Raw genomic sequence first — 26,662 nt, 5'->3', positions numbered from 1 at the left:
TGGGAGCGGGCTTGCTCGCGAAAGCGTCAGTACAGTCACCACAAGAAACGGCACTCACCGCAACCCGTAATCCAGCACAATCCCCACAAAAATCGCCAACCCCGCCCAATGGTTATGCAGGAACGCCTTGAAGCACTTCATCCGGTCCCTGTCCCGCGTGTACCAGAACTCCCAGGCAAAACAGCCCGCCGCGGCAACCAATCCCAAGTGGAACCAGCCCCCCAGCTCAAACCGCGCGCCCGCCAGCAACAGGCACACCAGCGCCAGCCCTTGCAGGGTCAGGATAATCACGCGATCCGCATCGCCAAACAGAATGGCCGTGGACTTCACGCCGATCTTCAAGTCATCGTCGCGGTCGGTCATGGCGTAATAGGTGTCATAACCCACCGTCCACAGCAGGTTGGCGATGTACAGCAGCCACGCAGTGGCAGGCAGGCTGCCGGTCTCAGCGGTAAACGCCATCGGCATGCCCCAGGAAAACGCCGCACCCAGCACCACCTGCGGGTAATAGGTGTAGCGCTTCATGAACGGGTAGCTCGCCGCAAGCGCCAGGCCGCCGAGGGACAGCAGGATGGTGCTGGCATTGGTCAGCAGCACCAGCAGGAAACTGATGCCCATCAGCACGGCAAAAAACACCAGGGCCTCTTTCGAGCTGATCTTGCCGCTCACCAGTGGGCGCTGCTCGGTGCGTTTCACATGGCCGTCGACCTTGCGGTCGGCCCAGTCGTTGATCACGCAGCCGCCGGCACGGGTCAGCACCACGCCGAGCACGAAAATCACGATGTTGAGCAGGGACGGCGAGCCCTTGCCGGCGATCCACAGCGCCCACAACGTCGGCCACAGCAGCAGGTAGATGCCGATGGGCTTGTCCATGCGCGTCAACTGGATGAAATCCCACGCCCTGGGGTTCAGGTGGTTCAAGGATTTGAGCAGACGTTGATACATCAGCAGTTCTCCGGGTGGGCATGCAAGGCATGCCAGAAGCTCGGCAAGAAGACTTCCGCGACCAGTACGCTCAAGGCCCCGCGATCAAAACGCGAGCGGCGGCCCCACAGCCCGTCGGCCTGATCGGCGCTTGGTAACCAGTGGCGCGGGTAATGGCACACCTCGATCGCCTGGCGGGTGAACGCCTGGTCGCAGAACAGCAACTCGCCCAGGGACCGGCTGCCCAGCTCATCCATGTGCAGCCCATCACCTTGCAACGCACTGCGCGACGCCACGCTGCGGGCAAACACCCACGGCTGGCCTTGGCCGCGCAAATACACCTCGCGTACCCAGCCGACGGTGGCCGGGACGAGCCCCAGGGCGGCGCATTCGTCGTCCCGCAGCGGCTGCCAGCCTTCGAACAGCGGCGTCACGCTGAAACCGTCGTTGGACAGCCACGTCAGCCGGCGCGTCAGCGAGTCTTCGTTGAACAGCCAGTTGACGGTCAGGGGCCCAGGCATTGGGCGCAGAAGGCTCTGGGTCAGCCAGTGGCAAGCATCGGGAAGGGCGATTGAGTGCGGCACGGTGAGTCAGTATTGGCAGCAAAAGAGGCGGCGAGCTTACCATGGCACCCTGGCCTTTTGCCGGGGTGGGGCCGCCGTTTGCGTCGATCATGCTTGCATCTGCACGCCCCGATCAGTACAAAACGCCCTGAGCCGTACGGCAACGCTGGATCTATCGACCGTCGGCCAACCTGCCTGGACCCTGAGGAAGCAAGTAATGAAGAAGTGGCAATGTGTAGTCTGCGGCCTGATCTATGACGAGAAAGACGGCTGGCCGGATGACGGAATCCTGCCTGGTACCCGTTGGGAAGACGTCCCGGAAGATTGGCTGTGCCCGGACTGCGGCGTGGGCAAGATGGATTTCGAAATGATCGAGATCGGTTAATTTTTAAGCAATGAAACGTATTACAAGGAGAAAGGAATGAACGCACCTGTCGTGATCATCGGCACCGGATTGGCCGGCTACAACCTGGCCCGGGAGTTTCGCAAGCTCGACAGCGAGACCCCATTGCTGCTGATCACTGCGGATGACGGGCGCTCCTACTCCAAGCCCATGCTCTCCACCGGTTTTGGCAAGAACAAGGACGCCGATGGCCTGAGCATGGCTGAACCTGGCGCCATGGCCGAGCAACTCAAGGCCGAAGTGCGCACCCATACCCGCATCAGCGGCATCGACCCGGGCCACAAGCGCCTGTGGATCGGCGAGGAGGCGGTGGCCTATCGCGACCTGATCCTGGCCTGGGGCGCCGAAACCGTGCGTGTGCCGGTGGAAGGTGATGCGGCTGAGCTGATTTTCCCGATCAATGACCTGGAAGACTACGCGCGCTTTCGCGCCGCAGCGGCCGGCAAGCGCCGCGTGCTGCTGCTCGGCGCCGGCCTGATCGGCTGCGAGTTTGCCAATGACCTGATCCTCGGCGGCTACGAGATCGACCTGGTGGCACCGTGCGAGCAAGTCATGCCGACCCTGCTGCATCCGGCCGCTGCCGCTGCGGTGCAGGCTGGCCTGGAAGGCCTCGGCGCGCGTTTCCACCTGGGCCCGGTGCTCAACCGCTTGCAGCGCAGTGCTGACGGCCTGGAAGCGCACCTGTCGGACGGGGAAGTGATCCACTGCGACCTGGTGGTCTCGGCCATCGGCCTGCGTCCACGGGTCGACCTCGCCGCTGCCGCCGGCTTGCAGACCAGTCGCGGCGTTACTGTAGACCGCCACTTGAAGACCTCCCACGCGAATATCTACGCCCTGGGCGATTGCGCCGAGGTCGATGGCCTGAACCTGCTGTACGTGATGCCGCTGATGAGCTGCGCCCGCGCCCTGGCCCAGACGTTGGCCGGCAATGCGACGGCGGTCAGCTACGGGCCGATGCCCATCACCGTGAAAACCCCGATCTGCCCGCTGGTGGTTTCACCGCCGCCACGGGGCAGCGAAGGCGTGTGGAGCGTCGAAGGCCAGGGCGCCGACATCAAGGCCCTGTGCCGCGACGCCGGCGGCCGCCTGCTGGGTTATGCGCTGACCGGCGGCGCTGTCATGGACAAACTGGCCCTGAACAAAGAACTTCCACCGTTGCTGGCGTAAATAGCGGTCGTTCTGTCGGAATCAGCACGTTCCTACCCCCAGAAAGGTCGCCGCGACACTGGCGCAGCGTCGGAGGGCATGCCATCCTCACTCCCGTCTGCCGCAGAGTAGAGCCTGCGGCGCCTTGGGCGCTGCTCCGTTAGAGAGCAGCACGGACATAACAACAAAAAACCGTCAAAGAGGCTTCACTCATGCGTAAACCAGAACTCGCAGCCGCCATCGCTGAAAAAGCGGATCTCACCAAAGAACAGGCCAACCGCGTCCTCAACGCCGTTCTCGAAGAAATCACCGGCGCCCTGCACCGCAAGGACAGCGTCACCCTGGTTGGCTTCGGCACTTTCCTGCAACGCCATCGCGGCGCCCGCACCGGCAAAAACCCGCAAACCGGTGAGCCGGTGAAGATCAAGGCCAGCAACACCGTTGCGTTCAAGCCGGGCAAGTCGCTCAAAGACAGCGTCAACCCGTAAGAGCGGTATCGCCTCGAAGGGAGGCGGGGTGGTAGAAAAAATGGGCACGCCGACTGGGTCGGGTGCCCATTTTTGTTGGGGCAAGGCAAGTAGGTGTCTACGTTCATATGCACGCTTAAATGGCTTGAACAGACGAGTGTTGCAACAGTTTGTATTCGTCTTAGTGCGTTTTTTTCAAAACGCCGGAACCTCTATGGGTGAAATGTTACTTAAACGTCGAGGTTGCAGGGAGCACTCTCTCAATTAAGTTTAAGAGGTGTAGTTATGAAACTGTCTGATCAGCCGTATACCCATTTGCAGATTCCGTCGGCTCAACCCGGCACTCAGGGTGTTAAAGCACCGACAGTCACAGATAAACAGCAGGACGTTGCGAGCGGCTTGAAAGTTGAACACGATCTGGGTAATAAGAGCGGGCGTTCTTCTCAATATCCGATGGCGAGTGAAGAGGAGATGAAAACTAGGAAAACACGCGGGTTTTTAAATTTTTTCAAGCCAAAGACAAAGACAAAGCCGAAGCCGAAGCCAAATCCGCCAGCACCAACGCCACCGAAGCCGCCAACAGCGAAGCCACCAAAGCCAAAACCAGCGGGTGGGCCAAATGGGTCGAGAGATGCCGTCAACGGCTCGAAAACAATTTCCGATTTGCACAATAAAAACGTGCTTCCGCCGATTTCGAGTCAACTTGCCAACAGTGCTCGTAGCTCGTTTATAAGTCATGGCGTAAGCACACTGATTGGCTTGCCCTTTAGCGTCGGGGAACATGTGGCCTCTCGGGCCATAGCGGACAGGATTGACGCACAGGCCAAAATGCCGGGCGCTGAAAAAAAGAACGCAGACGGTACGGTTAGCACTAACGATCCTTCCGCGACAGAACAGCAAAAATTAGACGTGCGTCTTGAGAATGCTGAAATAAAAACGGAAGTAATCGTCAACACCATACTCTCCATAAATGAGGGGCCGGATGCCAAGGCGGTGGGTAAAGATCCTGGCGCGGCAACTGATGTGGACTCGCGCTTGAACGCTCTTGAAAGCAGGATGAACGCCACAGAAGACCAGATGAAAGAAATCGCGAAACGATACGGGCTTGTCTACGACCCGTATGTGGCGCCGGAGTCATCGGAAACGCCGACGGCAGCGTCTCGCATGGCGGTCATTGAGAAGCGCTACGTGCACATGAACAAAATGCTGAAGCGTCTGATAAAAAACGCGGAAGCAGATGCTGAATAGATAGGATGGATAAAGGGGGCTGATTTATTTGGAGCGGTAAATAAATCAGTCCCCGTTACCAAAAAATGGGCACGCCGACTGGGTCGGGTGCCCATTTTTTGTTGCTGTCTAGTGATCCTGCCGCCGCTGTACAGCGTGAAATGGTGCTGCAAAGCTTTCACCAGTCGCCTCGCCATTCCTCGGCGTACTCTGTTGCTGGATCAAGCCCCATGATCTCCCCTAAGGCATAGATATTCTCAAATATGGATTCACGCTCAACAGTTTCGATGTCTTGCTCAAAATCGTTGATATCAAACATGCATTGTTTGAAGCAGGCCAGGATAGTCGGTTGATCCGTATCCTCCGGAAGGCGTAGCAGGTGATCGATAAGTCTGTCGAACACGACCTTGATGCCGGCGACCAGTTCTTCTTCGCCTTCCAGATTAAGGCGATGAGTTCGACAGTAGTTTAATTCTGTATTTTTCATGGCTGTTCGTTTTTGATTTTTGCCGGGGGCGTCGGTATTCCTTTAAAAAGAAATTCCTTGGACGTGTCCCAGTTAATGCCGTTGTCAAAATAATTGATCAGACGGTTTTTCAGCTTTTCCGGGTCGCCGATCATGCCTGAAAGTTCATACTTATAAATAATGTCCAGATCGTCGGCGACGATTAAATTTGTTTTTAGCGTGGTCGCGTCAAGTGTTTCAAAAGAGTCGGTCAGCTCTATCAGGTCGGCTCCGTAGTCGCCGCCGATGATAGCCCTGAGCATTTTCTTCTCGGCGGAACGCTTATCTAAGGAGATTTTCTCCTGTGATTGCGTACTGACGGCCAGGCCTTTTAAGGCCTTCGTGGACGTGAAAATGAAAAACAAGGTGTCAGCTTTTTCGAGGTCTACGTCTGTCCAAGTATCTTGAGCACTTCTCAAGTCAAAAAACTGGAGGTAGAAATTTTTTCTCATCTGCACAAGCGTAAAAAGATCATCTTTCAGTTTTAAGCTGAGCACCTTGCCTTCTTGCCACGTAATTTTATTCAGCATCTACCAGGGCCTTTGGATTTACGCGTTGGTTTTTGTGAGAAAGGGGACAGATTTATTTTGGCTGTAAAGATAGATGGAGCGGTGAATAAATGAGTCCCCGTTACCCGTCCATTGTCTTAAGTTAGGGCAGGATTTTGATTACCACACACGTGTTGTCTCGCTATCAACTGTGACCGGGTATCCAGAATAGGTTTTTTCCTCCAGACTTGATGATTCTCTCCACCAGCTCAGTGAAGGATTTTGCGATCAGCGTGCTCTCATCGGCCGTCGGATAGCTGTCCCAGAACGAGTCATAGCAGTACCCAAAGTGCGGGCCTGGTGTCAGATCAATTGAAATGACTTGATCTTCACATTTAACCAACGCGTACCAGTTGGCAGAGTCGGGATCTTCCAAGTCTTCATTCATGATCACGAAGTCGGAGCGTTCGAGATCTGGCGCCTGAATCGTGAAGCTGTACCGTGCCTGTGGGTAGAACACCGCACTGCTGTAGGACTTATAAAATTCCGCCAAGTCATCTGGGACTGGATGACTCGGTAACCCAGTAGAGGGTGATGTTGTGCAGTCAGCGTTCTCAATCAAGTCCACGATTTTAATCAGGCTCATCTTCCGCATCCTTTACGCAGATAGGTTTTCATTGCTTTGTTGTACAAACCACGTGAAGCCTTCGGGAAACCTTTAGCCTCGGCGGCTGCAAACATTTTGTTGGACAGCCTGAGTATTTCGAATTTCGACACCTTCTTCCAATCGAAACCTTTAAAACCGCGTTTCCCTGTTTTCTTTTGAACCCAGTCTTTAGCAACCTCTTTGGTGGCATTGTGTTGGTCTACAGTCATCACTACGGTTGGGGTTTGGCCGTTTCGAGATACGTAGTCCTTGATGTTGTGCTTGGACCATGCATCGAGTATCCCATGGTGTTTTTCGAAGCCTGGCGCGCTTTTTCCATAGTCAATAACGTCGCCCGGTTTTGCTGGAGCCCAACCCAGTGGATCAATCCACGTGATGGGGTTTGGTGAGTACTGATAGAGGTTGACGCCACCTAGTAACCCAATCGGATCCGGCGTAGTAAACCGCCCCACATCCGGATCATAAAACCGAAACGTGTTGTAGTGCAGCCCGATCTCCCGGTCCAGATATTGCCCCTGGAACCGTAAGTTCTGTTCTTCGATGAAGTACGCTTCGCGCACCTCTTCAGCGGTATTGCCCCACACCTGATACCGCGCCTGCCAAACGGTTTTGCCGTCCGCCTCGGTCAGTTGCTCAGGCAACCCATTCAGGTCGTTATGGTAGTAGCGCACGCTTTGATGCTCGCCGGTTCCATCCACGCGGGCCAGCGGCGCATAGCTGTCTTCTTCGTAGATGTAGAGGCTGGTCTGGCTGTGCCGGTGCTCCTGTAGCAGGCGTAAACCTTCCCAATCGAATCGAGTTTCTCCCAGCGGATAGCCGTGGCTGTCGTGCTCGGTTTTTGCGATTCGCCGACCGAGCGGGTCATAGGTCATGTTCACGACCGTTTCCCGCCCATTCTTCTGGCTGCGTACTTCGATCAAGCGGTGTTCGGCATCGTAGGTAAAACGCTGCAAGCCACGTGCAGTGCTGTGCTTTTCGATCATCCGGCCGAAGCCGTCGTAGCGGTAGCGCTTGTCCTGGTAGGTCAAGAGCTTGTTATGCACCACGAGACCCGCATTGGCTGGCGGGCCGTCGAGCAAATTGGCGGCGGCATCGTAGGCGAAGGTTTCACGCTGCCCCTGGACGTTGTCCTGGCTGGCGATGATGCGGCCGGTGGCGTCGTAGTGCAGCAGTTGGCGCTGGTCTCGGCGGTTGTCGCGGTCGCGCTCCAAGCGGCCGATCAGGTTATCGGCCGGGTCGTAGTCGAAGTGTGTTTGCTGGGCCGCCGGCAGTTGCGTGGGCTGGCCGTTGGGGCGGCGGATGCGCGAGCGCACGCGGCCGCTGCGGTCGTATTCGCTGCGGGTGGTGATCTGACCCTGGGTGCGCAGCACTTCACGGTGCAGGCGGTCGCGCTCGAAGTCGCTGATGACGCGGCCATCGAGGTTGATCTGATGCAGGTGGCCGCTGCCGTAGTACAGGCGATTGAGCCAGCGGCCGTCCGGCAGTTGGGTCTGGATCAGGTTGCCGAGTTCATCGTAGTGGTAATTCAGGCTGCCGGCGGCGCTTTGTTCGGTGAGCAACTGGCCAAGAGGGTCGTAGGCAAAGGCCAGCGCCTGGGTCGTCTCATTGTTATCGGTAAAGGTGACGGCGGTGAGTTGGTCCACAGGGTTGTAGGCATAGTCGGTACGACCATCAGCGGTGTGCTTCACCAACAGGCGACCGACGGCGTCGCGCTCCATGCGATGCACGATAGCGGGCGCATCCGTCGAGGGCACGTATTCGACGCCCGCCAGATTATCCAACGAGTCATAGGCGTACCGCCGGGCGCTGCCATCGAGGTCTTGCTGCGCCGTGAGGCGGTCGCCCTGGTCCCAGGTAAAACGGTAGTGCTCGCCGTTTTCATTGGTGAGCGTCTGCAAGTGGCCGTAGGCGTCGTAGCGGAACTCGATCTGCCGACCCTGGGCGTCGATCCGCTGGCGCACTTGTCCACGGCGGCCATATTGGTAGCGGGTGGTGTGGCCGGCCGCATCGGTATAGCCAATCAGCAGGCCGCTGGTGTCGCGCTGGTAGTGCTCGGTGCGTCCATCCGGCATTTCGGTTTGCAGCAGGCGGCCCTGGCTGTCGTGTTGATAGCGCAGGCGCTCGCCCAATGCGTCGATGACCACCTGCAAATGGCCCCGGTAGTCATACTCAAACGCGGTGGGGTACCCCGAGCAGTCGATATGCTGGATCAGCTGCCCCGTTTCATTCCAGCGCAGGGTTTTGCTCTTTTGCGTGGCATCGATGATTTCCACCACCTGGCCAAAGGCGTCATAGCGATAACGCGTGACATGCCCCAACGGGTCGATCTCACTGACGCAATTGCCCCGCTGATCGTACTGATACTGCCATGCGCTCCCTGCAGCATCGGTCTCCACCAACGGCAGCGACCAATGTTCCAGCCACAATGTCGATTCGATACGGCCCAAGGGGTCCTGGGTGCTGCACAAATTGCCGGACTCGTCGTAGCTGAACTGCCACTGGCCGTCTTGCGGGTCGGTCGCGCTGAGCAACTGACGCTCGTCGTTCCAGGCGAATTGCCAGGTCTTGCCCAGGTTGTCGGTGTACTGGGTGATTTGGTACTGCGGGTTCCAGCGGCGCGTGCTGACACGCTGCAAGCCATCCGTGATCCGGGTCACGCCGGCCGACAAGTCATAGTCGAACCGGTACTCGTCGCCCTCGTCGGTCCAGTGCCGCACGACGCGCCATTCGCTGTCGTCCACGCAGGCCCACTGGTAGTAGCAACGCAGCCCGGTGGGCAACTGGTGCTCGACCATGCGCTGAGCGCTGTCATAGGCGAAGCGGCGTTGCGTGAGCCCAGTAGTATCGCGAACTTCAGCCAGGTCGCCCCGTGCGTCGTAGACATAACTGACCAGTGTCTCCTGACCGTGATCGGGATACAGGCGGTCAACGCGCTCGACGCGTCCTGGCCACTGCTGGCTATAGCCCAGTTCGACGCACCCTTGGTCAAAGGTATCGCGCAGCTGGTTCAGGCGCCCTTGGGCGTCATAGTCGAGGAAGATACGGTTGTCATTGCGATCACCCAACTGGCTCAGGCGCAGATGCGAGGGCGTGCCCGGCGTTGGTTCGAACAGCCGATAGAGGCCATCGACGCTTTCAATCAACAGCTGGCCATTGGTATTGCGCCGCACGCTCAAGCCTTCGCCGGCGCTGAATACCGCGCCACCCAAGGGGATGACGCCCATGTCGATCTGTCGTGCCTGTTCATCGGTATAGATCAGTTGCTCGCCACCTTCGGGGTGCGCACTGATCTCGACGAAGATCTCGTAAATCACGCTCCAACTGGCACCGAATAGACCGTCGCGGCGCTCGTCCCGGCTGCTGTAATAGCGCTGCCATTCGATGGGGAGCAGGCCGGGCAGGACGAAATCCAGGTCATCCTCACCGTCGAGAATCTTCGCGCCCGTCGGGCTATGCACCGGGTTGGGCGAACCGACCACTGCCGAGGTCATGGCATTGGTCACCTGGCTGGTGCCCCACGACACCAGCCCACCCACGACCATGCACGGCAATTTGCTGAAGAACTTCGACCCACCACCGCGCAGCATCAACAACGCCGTCACGGCCAGCCCAACCCCTGGCGTCTTGCCGCTGCGGATCTCGCGGACGACCACCGGGCCGCCACCAATGCGCACATTGCTGGAGATCATTCCCGACTCGACAATCGAGGCGTCGCAGGTGCTGCGGTCGCCGCTGCGGGCTGCCGGCTGGCCGTTGATGGTGACCTTGCTGGAGCCTTCGGCAATGAACTGCGGCGGCATGGGCGGATGCTTGGTGCAGATCACAATATCCAGTGGCTTGGGGACTGCCCCTGGTGCTGGCACCGCCACGGTGGGCCGCCACATCTGCGCAAAGAAACCCTTGGCCATGTCCAGGTAGCTGGCCTCTTCAGGGCTGCCACCTTCGCTGGGTTGTGAACTGACGGGGCCGATGGCGCCTGCCGCGCGCGCGGAAGGCAGGCCATTGGTGAAGGTGTTGTGTGAGCCGGTGGCAATGGTCGCCATCACCACCGGCGGAAATAACGCGCTGCCTATCCAGTCGCACAGCTTGGTCAGCCCTTTGTCCGCCCCCGTCTTGCTCATGCCCACGCCGACGATGATGCCAACCACCGCGCCCAGCACAAAGCAGCCGAGCCCGCCGGTCACCACCGTAATGCCTGTGGCAGCCACAATCGCAGCAGTCGCGACCGCTGTAATCGCGATGTTGGCGGCAATTTCCAACACGCCACCGAGGATGTCGGCCATCGCCGAGGTGTGAAGCAAGCCGTCGCCGAGGCGCGCCGCCCAGAGTGCGTCAGACATGGAAGAAGGGCTTCAAGGTTTTGCGTTCAGCAGCAGGGTGTTTTTGATCGTCACCCAGTGGGCGTTTTCGGCGTTGCCCAGGGGCTGGGCTTTGACATAACTGAGGGCAAGCATCTGCCGGGTTCCCGGAATCAGCAGCGCCAGCTGGTATTGGTAGATACGCTCGGTGCCTTGGCTGAACTGGTTATGCACTTCGATGGCGTCGATATCCTGCGCCGCGCCCACGCGCACGGCCTGGGCTGGCTGGTAGCGCAGGTCTTGCACCTGTTTTTCGAGCTTGGCCAGCTGCTCTTCAAAATTACTCTGCAACGTCTCGCCGTCACCCAGGAGGCTTCGGCTGACGATTAATGACGTGCCCAGCGTAGCGAATTTCAGGATGTTGATAGAAGCATCCTGAACCTCATCGCTGGGCAACGTGAATTGCAGTTCGTTGAGTCGGTAGGTCATGAAACACGGGTCTCGTTATTGGCCGGACGGCGGCTTGGGAAACATGGAATTGACGGCAGCATCTATTTCGCCCTTGATCCCTTGGCCCATGGGCGTGGTGCCGCCCTTGCCGCCAATGTTCAAATGCAGGTTGCCGCCGGTATTGATCTCGGAGCTGCCTTCGGAATACACATTGATCTGCACACCGGTGAGGTTGATCTGCCCGCTGGCATTGAGCTCCAGCACGCTTTTGCCACAGACCAGGCGCAGGTTTTCACCCACCTCGATCAAGTAGCTTTTGCTGATGGCGTCGGTCTTGCTGAAGCCCACCATGAGCATGTCGTCATGCTTGACCGCACGTAGGCGGTCATTGCCAACGGTCACCACCTCGTCATGCCCGATGCTCTTGTTGCGGTCATGCCCCACCGAATGGCTCTCATCCACCTCCACCACGATGTCCTGATTGCGCTCGGCGTGGATGTACAACTGCTCTAGCCCCTTCTTGTCCTCCATACGGATTTCATTGAAGTTGGCCGGCGTGCCGCCCTTGCTGGAGCGGCTTTTCATGCCGCTTTGCGTGGCGTTCTCCGGCAAGTCGTAAGGCACCGTCTGTTCGGCGTTGTACACGCGCCCGGTGATGATCGGCCGGTCGGGATCACCCTCAAGAAAACTCACAATCACTTCCTGGCCGATCCGCGGGATCTGCATCGAGCCCCAGTTCTTGCCGGCCCAGGATTGCGACACCCGAATCCAGCACGAGCTGTTTTCGTTGGATTGGTCGTGACGGTCCCAGTAGAAGTGCACCTTCACGCGGCCGTACTGGTCGGTCCAGATTTCCTCGCCCTTGGGCCCCACCACCAGCGCGGTCTGCGGGCCTTTGACGATGGGCCGATGGGTGCTGGCCAGCGGGCGGAAGCTTTGCTGGGCATCGATGCAGTTCAGGCTGCTGCTGAACTGCGCCGCGCCCGAGCCGCCGCCGCTTTCCAGGCTCTCTTGCGTGATGTGGTAGCGAATGCCGACGATCAGGTATTCGCGGTTCTGGTCCTGGCGACTGAAGCCGGTGAGGCTGAACAAATGCCCCGAGCCCAGGCCCCGCGCATTGCCGCTGAACTCGATCTGTTCATGCAGGGTTTGCAGGGCTTCGATGCGGGTGCGCGCGTAATGTTCGCCATCCTGGCTTTGCACGTAGGTGCCGGGGTAGTCGTACAGCGGATAGTCGCCGGCGGTGTGCGGGCGCGGCATGGCCGAGCGCACGTCGATGCTCGCGCTGGGGCGCTGGAAGTCGTAGTCGTTGAGCTCCAGCGAGCCCGGCTGCACTTGCTGCGCCAGGTGCCAGTTGTGCATATGGTCGCGCTCGCGCTGCTGCTCGTCCTTGGGGTAATACGGGATCGACGCGTAGCCCGGCACCGTGGTGTGGGCGCCATAGGCGTCGGCCAGCACCAGCACATGGCGGTCCTGTTCATGGCGGAAGAAGTAGTAGATGCCTTCCTGTTCCATCAGGCGGCTGACGAAATCGAAGCTGGTCTCGCGGTACTGCACGCAGTATTCCCACTCGCGATACGGGCGGCTCAGGGCGTCTTCGAAATCGGAAAAACCGAGGTCGCGAAACACCTGCTTGATGATCTGCGGGATGCTCAGGTTCTGGAAAATCCGGCAGTCCGAGGTGCGGCTGAGCAGCCAGAACCACGGGCGCAGCACCACCTGGTAACTGGCGAACTGGCCCTGGTCGATGTCCTGGCTGCACCGCGCGACGATGCCGTGGAAGTGCCGCTCACCGCCGTCCGCCAATTGCAGGCCGACGCTCATGGGTTTGCCGAGCAACTGGTTGAGGTCGATGTTGGCGTCCAGGGACGTCAGTTGCAGCTCATAGTTGAACAGCCGCCCCAGCTCCTCACCGCCGCCCATGGCATTGAGCAGCAGCACATCCGGCCCGAGGGGGCTGGTGATCTTGGCCAGGCGTGAGGCTTGGTTGAATAGCATCGGTTGTCCTGTAAATGTCGTAATACCTGAAGAAACCGGCTCAAAAATGTGGGAGCGGGCTTGCTCGCGAATGCGGTGTGTCAGTCGCCGGATGTATCAACTGACACACCGCATTCGCGAGCAAGCCCGCTCCCACAGGTTTTTCCGCGTTCCGTCAGGTCAATCGGCGTCGCTGAAGGCGTAGTGCAACTCGTTATCCCGACTACTGATCCGCACCCCCGCCAACGCCTTGCCCTCCAGCATCCGCGTGAGGAATTCACGGCTCATGTCCGGCAGCAAACTGTTGGTCAGGATCGTGTCGATCATGCGCCCGCCACTCTCAGTCTCGGTGCAGCGCGAGACGATCAGGTCGACCACCGCGTCGTCGTAATCGAACGCCACCTTATGCGTGCTCTCCACGCGCTTCTTGATGCGGTTCAGCTGCAGGCGGGTGATCGCCTTGAGCATCTCGTCGCTCAGCGGGTAGTACGGGATCGTCACCAGGCGCCCCAGCAGTGCCGGCGGGAAAATCTCCAGCAGCGGCTGGCGCAACGCCTTGGCGATCTCTTCCGGCTGCGGCACGTTCGCCGGGTCCTTGCACACGTGGGAAATCAGCTCGGTGCCGGCGTTGGTGGTCAGCAGGATCAGAGTGTTCTTGAAGTCGATCACGCGGCCTTCGCCGTCTTCCATCACGCCCTTGTCGAACACCTGGAAGAAGATCTCGTGCACGTCCGGGTGGGCTTTTTCCACCTCGTCCAGCAGCACCACGCTGTAGGGTTTGCGCCGTACCGCTTCGGTCAGCACGCCGCCTTCGCCGTAGCCGATGTAGCCCGGTGGCGCGCCCTTGAGGGTGGATACGGTGTGGGCTTCCTGGAACTCGCTCATGTTGATGGTGATTACGTTCTGCTCACCGCCGTACATGGCTTCGGCCAGGGCCAGGGCGGTTTCGGTCTTGCCCACGCCCGAGGTGCCGGCGAGCATGAACACGCCAATCGGCTTGCTCGGGTTGTCGAGGCCGGCGCGGGAGGTCTGGATGCGCTTGGCGATCATCTGCAAGGCATGGTCCTGGCCGATGATGCGTTTTTTCAGGTGCTGGTCGAGGTTGAGCACCGTCTCCAGTTCGTTGCGCGCCATGCGGCCCACCGGGATGCCGGTCCAGTCGGCGACCACCGAGGCCACGGCCTGGTAATCCACGGTGGGCAGGATCAGCGGGGTTTCGCCTTGCAGGGCGCTGAGGCGCTGTTGCAGGTCCACCAGTTGGGCGCGTAATCCATCGTTGCCGCTGTCGACCACGCCTGCGGTTTCGCGCAGGGTTGCGCGGGTGGCGAGCAGTTCGTCCACCAGGGCTTTTTCTTCGGCCCAGCGGCTTTCCAGGGTGGCAAGACGCTCACGTTCAGCACTCAACAGCGCTTCGCTGTTGGTCTGGCGCGCACCAATCGCAATGCCGATGGCATGTTCGCGGGCGATGATTTGCAGCTCGGTTTCCAGGGCTTCGATGCGGCGGCGGCTGTCGTCCACTTCCGCCGGCACCGCGTGCAGGCTGATGGCGACGCGGGCGCAGGCGGTGTCCAACAGGCTGACGGATTTGTCTGGCAACTGGCGCGCGGGGATGTAGCGGTGGGACAGCTTGACCGAGGCTTCCAGGGCTTCGTCGAGGATCTGCACCTGATGGTGTTTTTCCATGGTCGAGGCCACGCCGCGCATCATCAGCAGCGCCTTGTCTTCTGACGGTTCGGCGACTTGCACCACCTGGAAACGGCGGGTCAGCGCCGGGTCTTTCTCGATGTGTTTCTTGTACTCGGCCCAAGTCGTGGCAGCCACGGTACGCAAGGTGCCACGAGCCAAGGCGGGCTTGAGCAGGTTGGCCGCGTCACCCGTGCCGGCAGCGCCACCGGCACCGACCAACGTATGGGCTTCGTCGATAAACAGGATGATCGGCTTGGGCGACGCCTGCACATCTTCGATGACCTGGCGCAGGCGCTGTTCGAACTCGCCTTTCATGCTCGCGCCGGCTTGCAGCAGGCCGACGTCCAGGCTGCGCAGTTCAACGTCCTTGAGCGCTGGCGGCACGTCTCCGGCGACGATGCGCAGGGCGAAACCTTCGACCACGGCGGTCTTGCCCACGCCCGCTTCGCCGGTGAGGATCGGGTTGTTCTGGCGGCGGCGCATGAGGATGTCCACCAGTTGGCGGATCTCTTCGTCGCGGCCGACAATCGGGTCGAGCTTGCCGCTGCGCGCCTGTTCGGTCAGGTCGACGGTGAAGCGCTTGAGGGCTTCCTGCTTGCCCATGGCACTCGGCGCCATGGCGCCGCTGGCTTCGCCGGGAACGCCGGCATTAAAACCGTCGCTGGCGCTCAGGGCGTTTTCCGGTGAGTCGCCGACGTATTCGTCAAAACGCTCGCTGAGGGCTTCGGCCTTGATCTTGTCGAACTCGGCGGACAAGCCCAGCAGCGCATGGCGCAGGCTTGGCGTCTTCAAGATGCCCAGCACCAGGTAACCAGTGCGCACCTGGCTTTCGCCGAACATCAGGCTGCCGTAGACCCAGCCGCGTTCCACGGCTTCTTCCACATGGGAGGACAGGTCGGTGATCGATGTCGAGCCGCGCGGCAGGCGGTCCAGGGCTTCGGTGAGGTCACGGGCCAGGCGCGCTGGTTCGACGTTGAACTGGCGGATGATGCGGTGCAGGTCCGAGTCCTGCAGTTGCAGCAACTGGTGAAACCAGTGCGCCAATTCCACATACGGGTTACCGCGCAATTTGCAGAACACCGTGGCGGCTTCGATGGCCTTGTAGGCCACGCTGTTGAGTTTGCCGAACAGCGCGGCGCGACTGATTTCACCCATGCTCTGGATTCCTTGAGGTGGTGGCGTGATCGGCGTAATGCCGGGCCAGGATTAGGTCGTTGGCGTCTCGCTCGGGTTGACCGAGCCAGGTATTGAAGCCCAGGCGGAACTGCCCATTGAGTTGCAGCGCCGGCACTTCGGGTTGTTGCAAAACCAGGTTCAAGTCCCAGTCCAATTCATGGCCCAGGTACTCGGCGACCCACGCCACCAGCTCGTTGAACGGCTGCTGGCCGGGCAACATGCCCATGTAGTCATCGAGGCTGAGCGGGCCGAGGCGGATGCGGAATTTATGCTGGCGGTCCCACACATGGCTGCCCAAGCAAAAGTCCACACCCAGGCGGTTGGCGCTCACGCCGACGCGGCTGCGTTCGGGCAGTTCCAGCCATTGGCCGACGTACTCTTCAATCGCCACCGGCAGGCCGAAGTACTCGCCGAGGATCGCCTTCAAGCCGTCCGGGTAACGGGTTTGCGCCGACAGGTGGCCGCTGTAGTGCAGCTTCGCGGTGTCGGGGATCAAGCCCTGATTCAACAGGCTCGGCATGCCACGGCCACTCAAGGCGGCGAGGCGGGCGGACCAGTAGTCATCGTGCGGGCGGTCGTGGCTGACGGTCGGCCGCGCCTCGGCCCAGGCCCGGTAAAACAGGCTGAGCAGGCGATGGTGGAACACGTCCAGGAATTGCTTGCTGGTGCTGTCGGCGTTGTTGCGCTGGCGCTCGCGCACGTACTCGGTGATGTGCAGCGGCAGCGGGCCGTTGGGGCCGCCGAGGCCGAAGAAGAACTGCTCCAGGCGCGCGGGCTTGCCGTCGCCACCCGGATCGACCGAAGCCAACGTGGCCGGGGCGAAGGTGCAATCGGCCTGCTGGCCCAGGCGCAACGGATCGTCCGCCAGGCGCAGGGAATGGCCCAGGCGCGGCAGGTCCGGCGATTCGCATTCGATCCGCCGCAGCGCCTGGAAGAAATCGTATTCCCAGGGCTCCTGATGCATCGCATCCAGGGTCTTCACAGGGTTGGTCGCCGGCCGGGCTTGGCTTTCCAGCGCATGATCTCGCCGCGCTCGGTGGTGCGGATCACCGTTTCGGTAAAGCTGTTGATCGACACGTAGCGCGCGAGGAAACGCTCCAACACCGCGCCGAGGAGGAACACGCCGGTGCCGCGAAACGCGTTTTCATCAAACTCCAAGGTGATCTCCAAACCCCGGCCAAACACAATCGGGCCGGGCATCGGCAGGCGGCGGGTCACGGCCTTGCTGCTGACTTCGCGCAGGCCTTCGATCTGCAATTGCAACGCCGCGTCGTTGCTGTCGCCGTACAGGCGCAGCAGTTCACGCAAGGCGCCGGCGCCCTGGCCTTGTTCGCTCAACGACAAATAATTGAGCGACAACTGGCTGATCAATCGCCACGCCTTGGCATCATGCGCATGGCTGGCGCGCGGGCGGCTCGGCCCGGCCACGCAACGCACGGCCAACACCGGCGCGCTGTCGGCCAGGGTGAAGTCGGTCTTGCCGTTGCCCACGCTCATGAACAGCGGCAGGTCGCGGTTGGTGCACAACGCGGTGACGCCGAGCTGACGCAAGTCGTGGCCGTACGGCGCCTGGCGGCTGTCCACCAGGCTGACAAAGGTTTCGCTGCCCACATAGGTGGAGCGCGGGCCGTTGCGGCGCTGATCGCTGGACAGCACGCGGGGTTCGCGGCGCACTGTGTAATAAGCCTGGTCGCGGCCGTAACGTGACGGATCGCGCACCGCATAGAACGGCAAGAACGGCTGCTCCGGCCCGGTGCCGTGGCCGGTGAGGCCGTTGAGGGAATGAATTTCGAAATCCATCGGCCGCGTGCGATCGGCGATCACATGGTGTTCGTTGACCCGGTCGGACAGGTGGATACGGTCCACGCGTTTCGGGAACAGGTTGATCGCTGGCGTGCAGAACGGCAGGAACTGCGCCGCGCCGACGCTGCCTTCCAGGCTCGGCTCGTGGCGGTCGAACAGCACGATCAGTTCCAGTTCCTGGCCGTCGCAGCGTTTGACCGCGCGGCTCAACTCGGCGAACTCGACGAACAGATAGCGATGGGGCAGGGCGAAGTATTCCTGCAACAGGCGATAGCCCTGGAACGCCCGCGCCACCACCGGCATGGCGGCGTCGGCGTCATCAAAACCACGGGAACGCAGCGCATCCTGCGCCAAGCGCTCGACCCAATCGCCCCCGGGTTTGCGCGCGAAGACCGCGCAGGCATTGCCGAGCAATTGTTCGTAGAGGCGGAATGGTTGCTCATCCGCACCACTGAGGTACAGCGGCAAGGTCTCCAGGTCGAGGCTGTTGAACGGCAGTTCGGCGCCGGTGCGCAGGGTCAGGCGCAGGCCGGCCTTGGCTTTCGGTTCGCTGGCGGCCAGGCGCCCGAGCACGGCGGCGGGGTTGCCAAAGTATTCGGCGTTGCTCACTTGCAGCGGCCACAACGTCACCGGGTGCGCGGTGCGGTACTCGCAGCAGGTCTGGGTTTCGCGGCCCAACGCGGCACGCAGGACGGTGTCGCGGGGCAGGGGGAAACCGCTGGCCAGCGAGCCTTCGTCCGGGTCGGTCTGCAATTGCACCACGGTCATCGATGGCGTTGGCGCCAGGTAGTGCGGGTAGGCGATTTCCAGCAGGTTGTGGGTGAAGGTCGGGTACTCGGCGTCGAGCTTGAGCTGCACGCGGGCAGTCAGGTAGGCAAAGCCTTCGAGCAAGCGTTCGACGTACGGGTCGGCGCAGTCCATACCGGACAGGGTCAGCCGACTGGCGATCTTCGGGTATTCCTTGGCGAACTCGGCGGCGCTTTCGCGCACGTGGTGCAGTTCCTGGTTGTACAGCTCCAGCAGGCGCGGGTTCATGGGCGTCTCCGCTGGTCGGCATTGACCACGCGCACGTGGCCGGATTCCAGGTCGAGGTCGGTTTGCAGCAACAGGCGCAACGGCACCGGCTGCGCCCACAGGTCACCTTCGATCTCGAAACTCAGCGCATTGTGGTTCATCTCGCCATGGCCGACGCGGGCTTTGACCCGCAAGGTGTGGCGCAGGATGCGCGGTTCAAAGGTGGCGATAGCCTGGTAGATCAACGCTTCCAGGGCCTTGATATCGACGCTGGACACACTGTTGCCCGCCAGCGCCGGCAGGCCGTAGTTGACCACCGAGGTACCGGCCGGGGTGTGCAGCGTGGCATCGGCATCCAGCAACGACGTGGTGTTGAGCAGCCACGCCAGGTCGCGCAGAACCGAGGCTTTCAATTGGGTCAGGGACAGCACGCGTTTGTCGGCGCTTTCCTTGGGATTGGTTGGATCGTCATCGGTCAACCGGTCCAGCAGGGACGGTTGCAGACGGTCGCGGGAAGCGATTTCAGTGACCACCAAAGCAGCTCCACGGACGGGTTGTGAGAGGGACAATTGAATTGCGGCCGTGGCGCTGGGCCACGGCCACAAAGGCTATCAGCGCTTGGTATTGGAACGGATATTCCAGCCAAACTTGATCGCGCCGCCGTCTTTGGTGCCGTCGGCTTTCTGTGGCTGGTAGTCGACCATCACCTGGGCGAAGTTCAGGGTGACGTTCTCGGTCAGGCGATCATCGGAACCCGAGCCGCCAGTGCTCAGGGACGTGACCAGCACTTCTTCCAGGTTGATCACCATGTACTCGACCTGGCTTTCACCACCGGCCTTGCGCACGGTGAGCTTGACCTTGTCGATGTGCTTGCCGCTGGCGCAGTGCATCATCAGGTTCGGCGAGGCCTTGTCGACGTACTTGGTCAGCGACAGGTCCTGGATATTCACCTTGCCTGCACCGCCGCCACCGCCCACGTGCATGTTGCCGGACTGGGCCATGCCCCAGCTCCAGTTCAACACGTCGATTTCGTCCTTGTGGGCCTTGTCCATGGACTCGCCCTTGATGTCGCCGATCTTGATGAAAATATCAACAGCCATGTTTTCTCCCTGTGTGGCGTGGGCCACGAAATTTGATTTGTGTGGGAGGGGCTTTGTGTGGGAGCGAGCAAGCCCGCTCCCACACAAAGCCCCTCCCACAGACGAGCGAATGGTTTAGGCGGATTTCGCCGAAGGCAGCTTCGATACCAGACGCAGCGACACGGTCAGCCCTTCCAGCTGATAGTGCGGGCGCAGGTAGAACTTGGAGTTGTAGTACCCCGGGTTGCCTTCGACTTCTTCCACGATCACTTCGGCCGCTGCCAACGGGTGCTGGGCCTTGGTGGTTTCGGTGGAGTGGGCCGGATCACCGTCCACGTAGTTCAGGATCCAGTCCTGCAACCAGCGCTGCATCTCGTCCTTCTCTTTGAAGGAACCGATCTTGTCGCGCACGATGCACTTCAAGTAGTGGGCGAAGCGGCACGTGGCGAACAGGTACGGCAGGCGCGCGGCCAGGTTGGCGTTGGCGGTGGCGTCCGGGTCGTCGTATTCGGCCGGTTTCTGCAACGATTGCGCGCCGATGAACGCGGCGAAGTCGGTGTTTTTCTTGTGCAGCAGCGGCATGAAACCGTTCTTCGCCAGCTCCGCTTCACGGCGGTCGCTGATGGCGATTTCGGTCGGGCACTTCATGTCCACGCCACCGTCATCGGTAGGGAACGTGTGGGCCGGCAGGTTTTCAACTTCACCGCCGGACTCCACGCCACGGATGCGCGAGCACCAGCCGTAGTGCTTGAACGAACGGTTGATGTTCACCGCCATCGCGTAGGCAGCGTTGGCCCAGGTGTACTTGGAGCTGTCGGCGCCGTCGGTGTTTTCTTCGAAGGCGAAGGCTTCCACCGGGTCGGTCTTGGCGCCGTACGGCAGGCGCGCGAGGAAGCGCGGCATGGTCAGGCCGATGTAGCGCGCGTCTTCCGATTCACGCAGGGAGCGCCAGCCGGCGTATTCCGGGGTGGTGAAGATCTTGGTCAGGTCGCGCGGGTTCGACAGTTCCTGCCACGAGCCCATGCCCATCACAGTCGGCGAAGCCGCAGCGATGAACGGGGCGTGCATGGCGGCGCAGACTTTCGACAGCTCGCCCAGCAATTCCACATCCGGTGGCGACTGGTCGAAGTAGTAGTCGCCCACCAGGCAACCGTAAGGTTCGCCGCCGAACTGGCCGTATTCTTCTTCGTACATCTTCTTGAAGATCGGGCTCTGGTCCCACGCGGTGCCCTTGAATTTCTTCAGGGTCTTGTGCAGGTCCGGCTTGGAGATGTTGAGCACGCGGATCTTCAGCTGCTCATCGCTCTCGGTGTTGTTGACCAGGTAGTGCAGGCCACGCCAGGCGCTTTCCAACTGCTGGAAATCCTGGTGGTGGATGATCTGGTTGACCTGGGCGGTGAGCTTGGCGTCGATGGCGGCGATGATCGATTCAATCGACTTGATCGCGTCGTTGGACACCAGATCGGTTTGCGCCAGAGCCTGTTCGGCCAAGGTGCGCACGGCGGTTTCCACGGCTTCGCGGGCACGCTCGGTCTTGGGCTTGAACTCTTGCAGCAGCAGGTTGGCGAACTCGCTGGCTTCCTCGGTGGCACCCAGGATCGGCGCGCCTTCGCGGGCGGTATTGTCACTCATGATTACTGCTCCCCTGCAGGCTTGGGCGCGCTGGCAAGTGCTTGCAGCAGTGCCGGGTCCTTGATCGCCTTCATGATGATTTCTTCAGCGCCGGTCTTGCCGTCCATGTAGGTCAGCAGGTTGGCCAGTTGGGTACGGGCTTCGAGCAGTTGGTTCAGCGAATCGACCTTGCGGGCCACGGCGGCCGGGCTGAAGTCGTCCATGCTTTCGAAGGTGATGTCCAGGCTCAGGTTGCCTTCGCCGGTCAGCTCATTCGGCACATGGAACGCTACGCGCGGCTGCATGGCCTTGAGGCGCGAGTCGAAATTATCCACGTCCACTTCGAGGAACTTGCGATCCGCCACCGGCGCCAGAGGCTCGGCGGGCTTGCCGGCGAGGTCAGCCATCACGCCCATCACGAAGGGCAGCTGGACCTTTTTTTCGGCGCCGTAGAGCTCGACGTCGTACTCGATCTGCACCCGAGGCGCGCGGTTGCGCGCGATGAATTTCTGAGAACTTTGCTTCGCCACGTTGCTGCTCCTGGTCGCTTGAGCGACGGTGTTGTTACTGCACGGCCGGGCGGTTTACTCGCCGTCCGGGCCGCGCAGGTTTTCAAATTGGGACATGCCGTCGGGAATCAGATTGCGCACGATTGCCGCAAAGTCGGCGTGCACCAGATTCTTCGCCCGGTTCAACAGCACCGGCAGCGGGCTCGAAGGCTCGTGCCGGGTGTAGTACGCAAGGATCTTGTCGAGGCTGCGCAGCACGTCATCACGGTTGGCGATATCGCCCAGGGGGCGTGATGCTGCGGGGGCGGCGGCGGATTCGACCGAGGGGGCATTGTCTTCACTGACGGCCTCGGGAACGCTGCTGCCGGGTACGGCTTGATTGAGGATTTGCAACGCCTGCTTGAGCGGTTGCTTCAAGGCGCTGAGGTCCACGCCCTGGGCGGAACCGACCTGTTCGTTGACCTGTTGCTCGATGGCTTCGCAGGCCGCACGCGCGGCGCTCAACGCATCGCGGGTGGCTTGCAGCTGCTCGGGGTCGCTGTCGAGAAACGCGGCATTGAGCTGCTGGGCACCGAGTTGTTCATCGGCAAATGACTGCAGGCCGCTGGCGTTCAGCGCCGCGCGCAGGCTCACCGGGCCGAAGGTGCGCGAGCGCGTGAGGATGCTTTCGCGCAGCAGGCGGATGTTGGTGTCGCAGGTCAGGCCGGTGAGGGCGTTGATGCGCACGGTGGGGTCGTTATCGTCGTCGGCGTCCAGGCGCGGATGCAGCTCGGCCCAGTAGTCACGCAGCAGTGCGTTGATCAACGAGAGGGTTTGCGCCAACCCGGCCACACCCTGGAGGGCAAGGGCACTTTGCAACAGGAAATGGGTGATGCGCAGGTCTTTGCTGCGCTGCAGCAAGTCGAGGCTCTGCTGCTGGATGTCGCGCCATTGCGGTGGCTCAGCGGGCAGGATCGAGTCGCCCATGCTGCGCTCGGGTTGGCCCTTGGCGGCACGCTCTAGTTGAAGAAAGTCCGCGTCATATTCCATGTCTTCGCCACACGGCGAATTCGCGGAAAAGGCGGCGAGCAGCAACGGCACATCCACTGAATTTGATCTCCTTATCAGCCCGTTAGATGGCGGGCAATGCATGCATTAGTTGCGCGAGGAACTTTGCATGTTTTCTCGGTCTTATAAGCAAGATGCCACTAGTGTGCCATCACGCCTATCTGAGAAGTTGTGCATTTTTGGTGTAGTACTTACGCCTTGTCAAGGTAAGCTATTCGCCCTCTGTGACAGATGTGCGGTGCTTAACAACTCTGCGCGACTGGTGGGTCTAACGACATACCGGGACAGGATTTTTGTCATGGAGCCCGGTTAAGATCAGCAATTGTGCGGGTGTTGCAAGGTTTTACGGTGGGTTGCACGACCTTATGGAGAGACTTTCTGGAACTAACGTCCAGGAAGTAGAGCGCGCGCGAAGTATCAGCAAGGAGGCAAGATGTCGCTGTGTTTGACTATCACTAGTTATCACAAGATTACCCCAGGGCAATGCGCCGAAAAGTCCATGGATCAGGGCGTGATGGCTATTGGCCGCAGTTTGGATAATGACTGGGTATTGCCTGACCCTGAGCGCCTCGTCTCCTCGCAACATTGCGTTATTCAGTACAAAGATGGCCGTTATTATTTAACCGATAACAGCACCAACGGTGTGGAGTTGGTGAACGCCGGTATTCGCCTGCGTCGGGGCAACAGCGAGCTCCTGCAAAATGGCGAGTTGATCCGTATCGGTGACTACGAGATCCAGGCGCGTATCGACTTCAACGTGCAGGCCAGCGACAACCAGCCTTTTGCCGCCGATGCCGCGAACAGTTTTGAAGCGCTGATGGGCGCCGTGGCGAGCCAGCCGGTGATCGCGCCGCAGTTCCAGGGCGCCTCGTCGATGGACACCCTGCCGGACCTGTTCGACTTCCTCAGCCCCAGCGCCGTACCGCCGCCGACCGTGGCCGATCATGTGCCCAGCGAGCAGCACGACTTCCGCCCGCCGACCCCTGTAGCCGTGGAAAAGCCCGTGATGTCGGGTGCGGTGATCCCGGATGACTGGGACCTGTTGGCCGACGCGCCCGCGCCCGTCGTTGCGCCGGTTATCCAGCCGCCACCGGTGGCCGATACCGCGCCCCAAGCCGACCTGCTGCAAGCCTTCCTGCGTGGCGCCGGCCTCGACCAGTTGCGCCTGGACACCGCCGATGCCGCTGCCCAGATGGAAAATATCGGCCGCAGCTACCGCCTGATGGTCGAAGGCCTGATCGACGTATTGCGTGCCCGCGCCAGCCTCAAGGGCGAGTTCCGCATGCAGCAGACGATGATCCAGCCCGCCGAAAACAATCCGTTGAAATTCGCCCCGAACGCCGACGAAGCGTTACTGCTGCTGCTTCGCCACGGCAACCAGGCGTTTATGGCGCCGGATGCCGCCGTGCGTGACAGTTTCAACGACCTGCGCGCCCACCAACTGGCGGTGATGGCCGGGGTGGAAGCGGCGATCAAGCACCTGCTCACGCGCTTTGAACCGGCGCAACTGGAAGAGCGCATGGGCAAGCCCGGCGGCTTGTCGAGCCTGTTCAACGGTTCGCGCCAGGCCCAGTACTGGCAGCAGTTCACCGAGCTCTACAGCAATATTTCCCGCGAGGCCCAGGACGATTTCCAGGACCTGTTCGGCCGCGAATTCAGCCGCGCCTACGAAGACCACAGCGCACGACAGCGTCGCTAAAAACCGCACCACATGGATTTAACGGATAGCTAAGTACGTCATTGAGGACGCAGGATGATTCCCAGGTTTTTACTCGCAGTCGCCACCGTGCTGCTGCTGACGGCGTGTGCCAAAGACGCCGTCGCGCCCGCCGCGACCCCTGAGGTTGAAGCGGACACCGCTGCCATCGAGTTGCACTTCCACGCGATCAGCGGGCTCAACCCCGGCGCCAATGGTCAGGCCGCCCCGGTGCGGGTGCGCATCTTCGAACTGAAAAACGCCGCCACCTTCGCCCGCTCCGATTACTTCGCCCTGGCCGACCGCGCCCAATCCACCCTCGGTCTGGATTTGCTCGACCAGGACGAAGTGGTGGTGCAGCCCGGCCAGCAATTGAGCATTCAGCGTGACCTTGACCCGTCCACTCGCCAGATCGGTTTGCTGGTGGGCTACCGAGAACTGGACCGCGCGCAATGGCGCACGGTGATCAACGTGCCCGCGCGCCAATACACCGAATACCAGATCAGCCTCGATGTGCGTGCCGTGCGCGCCGACGTCGTGGTCTCCCCATCCAGCCCAGCCCAATAACAAGCAATCGGAGCCCCCATGTCCTGGAACAATCGCGTGGTCTGGTCGGAAGGCATGTTCATCGGAACGCAGCACTTCCAGCAGCATGACCGTTACCTGGAAAACCTGATCGACGCCCGCAGCCGCCCGTTGTCCGCAGGCAGCTGGGGCTTTTCCGAGTTGCTGATCGACCAGGGCCTGCTGGCCCAGGGCAAGCTCGCCATCGTTTCGGCACGCGGCCTGTTGCCCGATGGCACGCCGTTCAACATCCCCCAGGATGACCTGGCGCCGAGCCCGCTGAATATCGACGACAACCTGCGCGACGGCCTGGTCTACCTGGCCTTGCCGCTCAAGCGTGCCGGCGCCCGCGACACCGTGGATGAGGGCGAAGCCCTGGAAGCCGCGCGTTATGTGAGCCAGGTGCGCGAAGTGCGCGACGACAACGCGCCGTTCGAAAACCGTGCGCCGGTGGCCGTGGGCTCCCGCGCCCTGCGCCTGCTGACCGCACAAGACGGCATCAGCGACTACGCCGCCATCGGTCTGGTGCGCATCAAGGAAAAACGCGCCGACCGCGCCTTGGTGCTCGACGACACTTACATCCCACCGGTGCTCGACGTGGCCGCGAGCAAACCGCTGGCGGCCTTTCGCAGCGAACTGCTGGGCCTGCTGCACCAGCGTGGCGAGGCATTGGCGGGCCGCGTAGTCGCTTCGGGCGCCGGTGGTGCGTCGGAGATTGCCGACTTCATGCTGCTGCAACTGGTCAACCGCGCGCAGCCGCTGATCCAGCATTTCAACCAGTTGAGCCCGCTGCACCCGGAGCGTTTCTTCAGCGAACTGGTGAGCCTGGCCGGCGAGTTCTCGACCTTCTCCACTTCTGGCCGGCGCCCGCAGGAATACCCGCAGTACCAACACGACGACCTGGCCCTGAGCTTCGCTCCGGTGATGCTGGCGTTGCGTGAAGCGCTGTCGATGCTGATCGACAGCAAGGCCACGCCGATCCCGATTGTGGAGAAGGCCTACGGCATCCACGTGGCGATGCTGGCCGACAAAACCCTGCTCGACAGCGCCAGTTTCATCCTGGTGGTGCGCGCCGACGTGCCCGCCGAAACCCTGCGCGCACGTTTCGGCCAGCAAAGCAAAGTCGGCTCGGTGGAGCACATCCGCGACATGGTCAACCTGCAACTGCCGGGCATCAGCCTGCTGCCGTTGCCGGTGGCACCACGGCAGATCCCGTATCACGCCGGTTCCACCTACTACGAGCTGGATCGCGGCAGCGAGCATTGGCAGCAACTGCACAATTCCGGCGGTTTCGCCTTCCATATCGCCGGGCAGTTCCCGGGCTTGAACCTGGCCTTCTGGGCGATCCGAGGATAAACCGCG

At 61.0% G+C, this 26,662-nt stretch carries 23 protein-coding genes; 7 read left to right on the top strand and 16 right to left on the bottom strand.

All coding sequences use genetic code 11. The annotated features are described in order from the left end of the window. Nucleotides 1–54: 54 nt before the first annotated feature. Complete coding sequence (ubiA, locus tag DBR46_RS15890) at nucleotides 55–945, bottom strand: 4-hydroxybenzoate octaprenyltransferase (protein WP_124526954.1); 891 nt, start codon at nucleotides 943–945, stop codon at nucleotides 55–57. Further along, nucleotides 945–1,508, bottom strand: coding sequence for a chorismate lyase (locus DBR46_RS15885; RefSeq protein ID WP_124526953.1), 564 nt, complete (start codon nucleotides 1,506–1,508; stop codon nucleotides 945–947). The genes ubiA and DBR46_RS15885 overlap by 1 nt, the downstream gene beginning before the upstream one ends. A 196-nt stretch (nucleotides 1,509–1,704) precedes the next feature. Here DBR46_RS15885 and DBR46_RS15880 point away from each other — a divergent pair, with 196 nt between their 5' ends. From DBR46_RS15880 to DBR46_RS30565, 4 genes are all read left to right on the top strand, one after another. Further along, entirely contained in the window at nucleotides 1,705–1,872 is a 168-nt protein-coding gene (locus tag DBR46_RS15880; protein WP_015886569.1) for a rubredoxin, read from the top strand. Between the two features lie 36 nt (nucleotides 1,873–1,908). Further along, nucleotides 1,909–3,057, top strand: coding sequence for an NAD(P)/FAD-dependent oxidoreductase (locus DBR46_RS15875; protein ID WP_124526952.1), 1,149 nt, complete (start codon nucleotides 1,909–1,911; stop codon nucleotides 3,055–3,057). A gap of 191 nt (nucleotides 3,058–3,248) precedes the next feature. Beyond that, on the top strand, nucleotides 3,249–3,524 hold the full coding sequence (locus DBR46_RS15870) for an HU family DNA-binding protein (RefSeq protein ID WP_003213368.1): 276 nt from the start codon (nucleotides 3,249–3,251) through the stop codon (nucleotides 3,522–3,524). Nucleotides 3,525–3,788: 264 nt separating this feature from the next. Next, nucleotides 3,789–4,751: a hypothetical protein gene (locus DBR46_RS30565; RefSeq protein ID WP_256659314.1), complete on the top strand. Its 963-nt coding sequence runs from the start codon at nucleotides 3,789–3,791 to the stop codon at nucleotides 4,749–4,751. Between the two features lie 157 nt (nucleotides 4,752–4,908). On the opposite strand, the gene DBR46_RS15855 is transcribed toward DBR46_RS30565, so the two are convergent. From DBR46_RS15855 to tssA, 14 genes are all read right to left on the bottom strand, one after another. Continuing rightward, complete coding sequence (locus tag DBR46_RS15855) at nucleotides 4,909–5,217, bottom strand: hypothetical protein (protein WP_124526950.1); 309 nt, start codon at nucleotides 5,215–5,217, stop codon at nucleotides 4,909–4,911. Further along, the gene (locus tag DBR46_RS15850) at nucleotides 5,214–5,765 is read right to left on the bottom strand and encodes a hypothetical protein (RefSeq protein ID WP_124526949.1); all 552 of its coding nucleotides are present in this window, start codon (nucleotides 5,763–5,765) and stop codon (nucleotides 5,214–5,216) included. The genes DBR46_RS15855 and DBR46_RS15850 overlap by 4 nt, the downstream gene beginning before the upstream one ends. Nucleotides 5,766–5,928: 163 nt before the next feature. Then, nucleotides 5,929–6,369, bottom strand: coding sequence for an SMI1/KNR4 family protein (locus DBR46_RS15845; protein WP_124526948.1), 441 nt, complete (start codon nucleotides 6,367–6,369; stop codon nucleotides 5,929–5,931). Further along, nucleotides 6,366–10,730 carry an RHS repeat-associated core domain-containing protein gene (locus tag DBR46_RS15840; RefSeq protein ID WP_158619156.1) on the bottom strand — a complete coding sequence of 1,455 codons (4,365 nt, stop codon included), beginning with the start codon at nucleotides 10,728–10,730 and terminating at the stop codon, nucleotides 6,366–6,368. The genes DBR46_RS15845 and DBR46_RS15840 overlap by 4 nt, the downstream gene beginning before the upstream one ends. A 12-nt stretch (nucleotides 10,731–10,742) precedes the next feature. Next, a complete protein-coding gene (locus DBR46_RS15835; RefSeq protein WP_124526947.1) occupies nucleotides 10,743–11,177 on the bottom strand; it encodes a DcrB-related protein in 435 nt (144 codons plus the stop codon). Between the two features lie 15 nt (nucleotides 11,178–11,192). Beyond that, on the bottom strand, nucleotides 11,193–13,136 hold the full coding sequence (locus DBR46_RS15830) for a type VI secretion system Vgr family protein (RefSeq protein ID WP_124526946.1): 1,944 nt from the start codon (nucleotides 13,134–13,136) through the stop codon (nucleotides 11,193–11,195). A 159-nt stretch (nucleotides 13,137–13,295) separates the two neighbouring features. Beyond that, nucleotides 13,296–15,956, bottom strand: a complete 2,661-nt coding sequence (gene tssH, locus DBR46_RS15820; RefSeq protein WP_124526944.1) for a type VI secretion system ATPase TssH — start codon at nucleotides 15,954–15,956, stop codon at nucleotides 13,296–13,298. After that, a complete protein-coding gene (tssG, locus tag DBR46_RS15815; protein WP_124526943.1) occupies nucleotides 15,949–16,992 on the bottom strand; it encodes a type VI secretion system baseplate subunit TssG in 1,044 nt (347 codons plus the stop codon). Before tssG ends, tssH begins: the two co-directional genes overlap by 8 nt. After that, nucleotides 16,956–18,815, bottom strand: coding sequence for a type VI secretion system baseplate subunit TssF (gene tssF, locus DBR46_RS15810; RefSeq protein WP_124526942.1), 1,860 nt, complete (start codon nucleotides 18,813–18,815; stop codon nucleotides 16,956–16,958). The genes tssG and tssF overlap by 37 nt, the downstream gene beginning before the upstream one ends. After that, on the bottom strand, nucleotides 18,812–19,327 hold the full coding sequence (gene tssE / locus DBR46_RS15805; protein ID WP_005792513.1) for a type VI secretion system baseplate subunit TssE: 516 nt from the start codon (nucleotides 19,325–19,327) through the stop codon (nucleotides 18,812–18,814). The genes tssF and tssE overlap by 4 nt, the downstream gene beginning before the upstream one ends. Nucleotides 19,328–19,405: 78 nt before the next feature. Further along, the gene (locus DBR46_RS15800; RefSeq protein ID WP_017735732.1) at nucleotides 19,406–19,894 is read right to left on the bottom strand and encodes a type VI secretion system tube protein Hcp; all 489 of its coding nucleotides are present in this window, start codon (nucleotides 19,892–19,894) and stop codon (nucleotides 19,406–19,408) included. 114 nt (nucleotides 19,895–20,008) lie between these two features. Beyond that, nucleotides 20,009–21,505: a type VI secretion system contractile sheath large subunit gene (gene tssC, locus DBR46_RS15795; protein ID WP_017735733.1), complete on the bottom strand. Its 1,497-nt coding sequence runs from the start codon at nucleotides 21,503–21,505 to the stop codon at nucleotides 20,009–20,011. Nucleotides 21,506–21,507: 2 nt separating this feature from the next. Continuing rightward, complete coding sequence (tssB, locus tag DBR46_RS15790) at nucleotides 21,508–22,014, bottom strand: type VI secretion system contractile sheath small subunit (RefSeq protein ID WP_003195557.1); 507 nt, start codon at nucleotides 22,012–22,014, stop codon at nucleotides 21,508–21,510. A gap of 54 nt (nucleotides 22,015–22,068) precedes the next feature. Beyond that, the gene (tssA, locus tag DBR46_RS15785) at nucleotides 22,069–23,079 is read right to left on the bottom strand and encodes a type VI secretion system protein TssA (RefSeq protein WP_124526941.1); all 1,011 of its coding nucleotides are present in this window, start codon (nucleotides 23,077–23,079) and stop codon (nucleotides 22,069–22,071) included. Between the two features lie 394 nt (nucleotides 23,080–23,473). Between tssA and tagH the strand changes: the two genes are divergently transcribed. From tagH to tssK, 3 genes are read left to right on the top strand one after another with little or no spacing between them, the layout of a single operon-like run. Continuing rightward, nucleotides 23,474–24,739, top strand: coding sequence for a type VI secretion system-associated FHA domain protein TagH (gene tagH / locus DBR46_RS15780; protein ID WP_124526940.1), 1,266 nt, complete (start codon nucleotides 23,474–23,476; stop codon nucleotides 24,737–24,739). Between the two features lie 54 nt (nucleotides 24,740–24,793). Then, the gene (gene tssJ, locus DBR46_RS15775; protein ID WP_124526939.1) at nucleotides 24,794–25,303 is read left to right on the top strand and encodes a type VI secretion system lipoprotein TssJ; all 510 of its coding nucleotides are present in this window, start codon (nucleotides 24,794–24,796) and stop codon (nucleotides 25,301–25,303) included. 18 nt (nucleotides 25,304–25,321) lie between these two features. Then, nucleotides 25,322–26,656 carry a type VI secretion system baseplate subunit TssK gene (gene tssK / locus DBR46_RS15770; RefSeq protein ID WP_124526938.1) on the top strand — a complete coding sequence of 445 codons (1,335 nt, stop codon included), beginning with the start codon at nucleotides 25,322–25,324 and terminating at the stop codon, nucleotides 26,654–26,656. Nucleotides 26,657–26,662: the final 6 nt, after the last annotated feature.

This window comes from Pseudomonas sp. KBW05 (assembly GCF_003852405.1).
In the GTDB taxonomy this organism is placed as follows: domain Bacteria; phylum Pseudomonadota; class Gammaproteobacteria; order Pseudomonadales; family Pseudomonadaceae; genus Aquipseudomonas.
Note: the sequence above shows the minus strand (reverse complement) of the source record. Positions and strands in the feature narration are given on the sequence as shown.

Excerpts from the sequence above, each read along its gene's own strand:
- tssH (WP_124526944.1), bottom strand. The coding sequence starts at position 15,956 with ATGGGTGAAATCAGTCGCGCCGCGCTGTTCGGCAAACTCAACAGCGTG.
- tssK (WP_124526938.1), top strand. The coding sequence starts at position 25,322 with ATGTCCTGGAACAATCGCGTGGTCTGGTCGGAAGGCATGTTCATCGGA.
- DBR46_RS15800 (WP_017735732.1), bottom strand. The coding sequence starts at position 19,894 with ATGGCTGTTGATATTTTCATCAAGATCGGCGACATCAAGGGCGAGTCC.
- tssJ (WP_124526939.1), top strand. The coding sequence starts at position 24,794 with ATGATTCCCAGGTTTTTACTCGCAGTCGCCACCGTGCTGCTGCTGACG.
- DBR46_RS15850 (WP_124526949.1), bottom strand. The coding sequence starts at position 5,765 with ATGCTGAATAAAATTACGTGGCAAGAAGGCAAGGTGCTCAGCTTAAAA.
- DBR46_RS15845 (WP_124526948.1), bottom strand. The coding sequence starts at position 6,369 with ATGAGCCTGATTAAAATCGTGGACTTGATTGAGAACGCTGACTGCACA.
- tssF (WP_124526942.1), bottom strand. The coding sequence starts at position 18,815 with ATGAACCCGCGCCTGCTGGAGCTGTACAACCAGGAACTGCACCACGTG.
- DBR46_RS15875 (WP_124526952.1), top strand. The coding sequence starts at position 1,909 with ATGAACGCACCTGTCGTGATCATCGGCACCGGATTGGCCGGCTACAAC.
- DBR46_RS15840 (WP_158619156.1), bottom strand. The coding sequence starts at position 10,730 with ATGTCTGACGCACTCTGGGCGGCGCGCCTCGGCGACGGCTTGCTTCAC.
- DBR46_RS15870 (WP_003213368.1), top strand. The coding sequence starts at position 3,249 with ATGCGTAAACCAGAACTCGCAGCCGCCATCGCTGAAAAAGCGGATCTC.
- DBR46_RS15855 (WP_124526950.1), bottom strand. The coding sequence starts at position 5,217 with ATGAAAAATACAGAATTAAACTACTGTCGAACTCATCGCCTTAATCTG.
- DBR46_RS15880 (WP_015886569.1), top strand. The coding sequence starts at position 1,705 with ATGAAGAAGTGGCAATGTGTAGTCTGCGGCCTGATCTATGACGAGAAA.
- DBR46_RS15830 (WP_124526946.1), bottom strand. The coding sequence starts at position 13,136 with ATGCTATTCAACCAAGCCTCACGCCTGGCCAAGATCACCAGCCCCCTC.
- tssC (WP_017735733.1), bottom strand. The coding sequence starts at position 21,505 with ATGAGTGACAATACCGCCCGCGAAGGCGCGCCGATCCTGGGTGCCACC.
- DBR46_RS15835 (WP_124526947.1), bottom strand. The coding sequence starts at position 11,177 with ATGACCTACCGACTCAACGAACTGCAATTCACGTTGCCCAGCGATGAG.
- DBR46_RS30565 (WP_256659314.1), top strand. The coding sequence starts at position 3,789 with ATGAAACTGTCTGATCAGCCGTATACCCATTTGCAGATTCCGTCGGCT.
- tagH (WP_124526940.1), top strand. The coding sequence starts at position 23,474 with ATGTCGCTGTGTTTGACTATCACTAGTTATCACAAGATTACCCCAGGG.
- ubiA (WP_124526954.1), bottom strand. The coding sequence starts at position 945 with ATGTATCAACGTCTGCTCAAATCCTTGAACCACCTGAACCCCAGGGCG.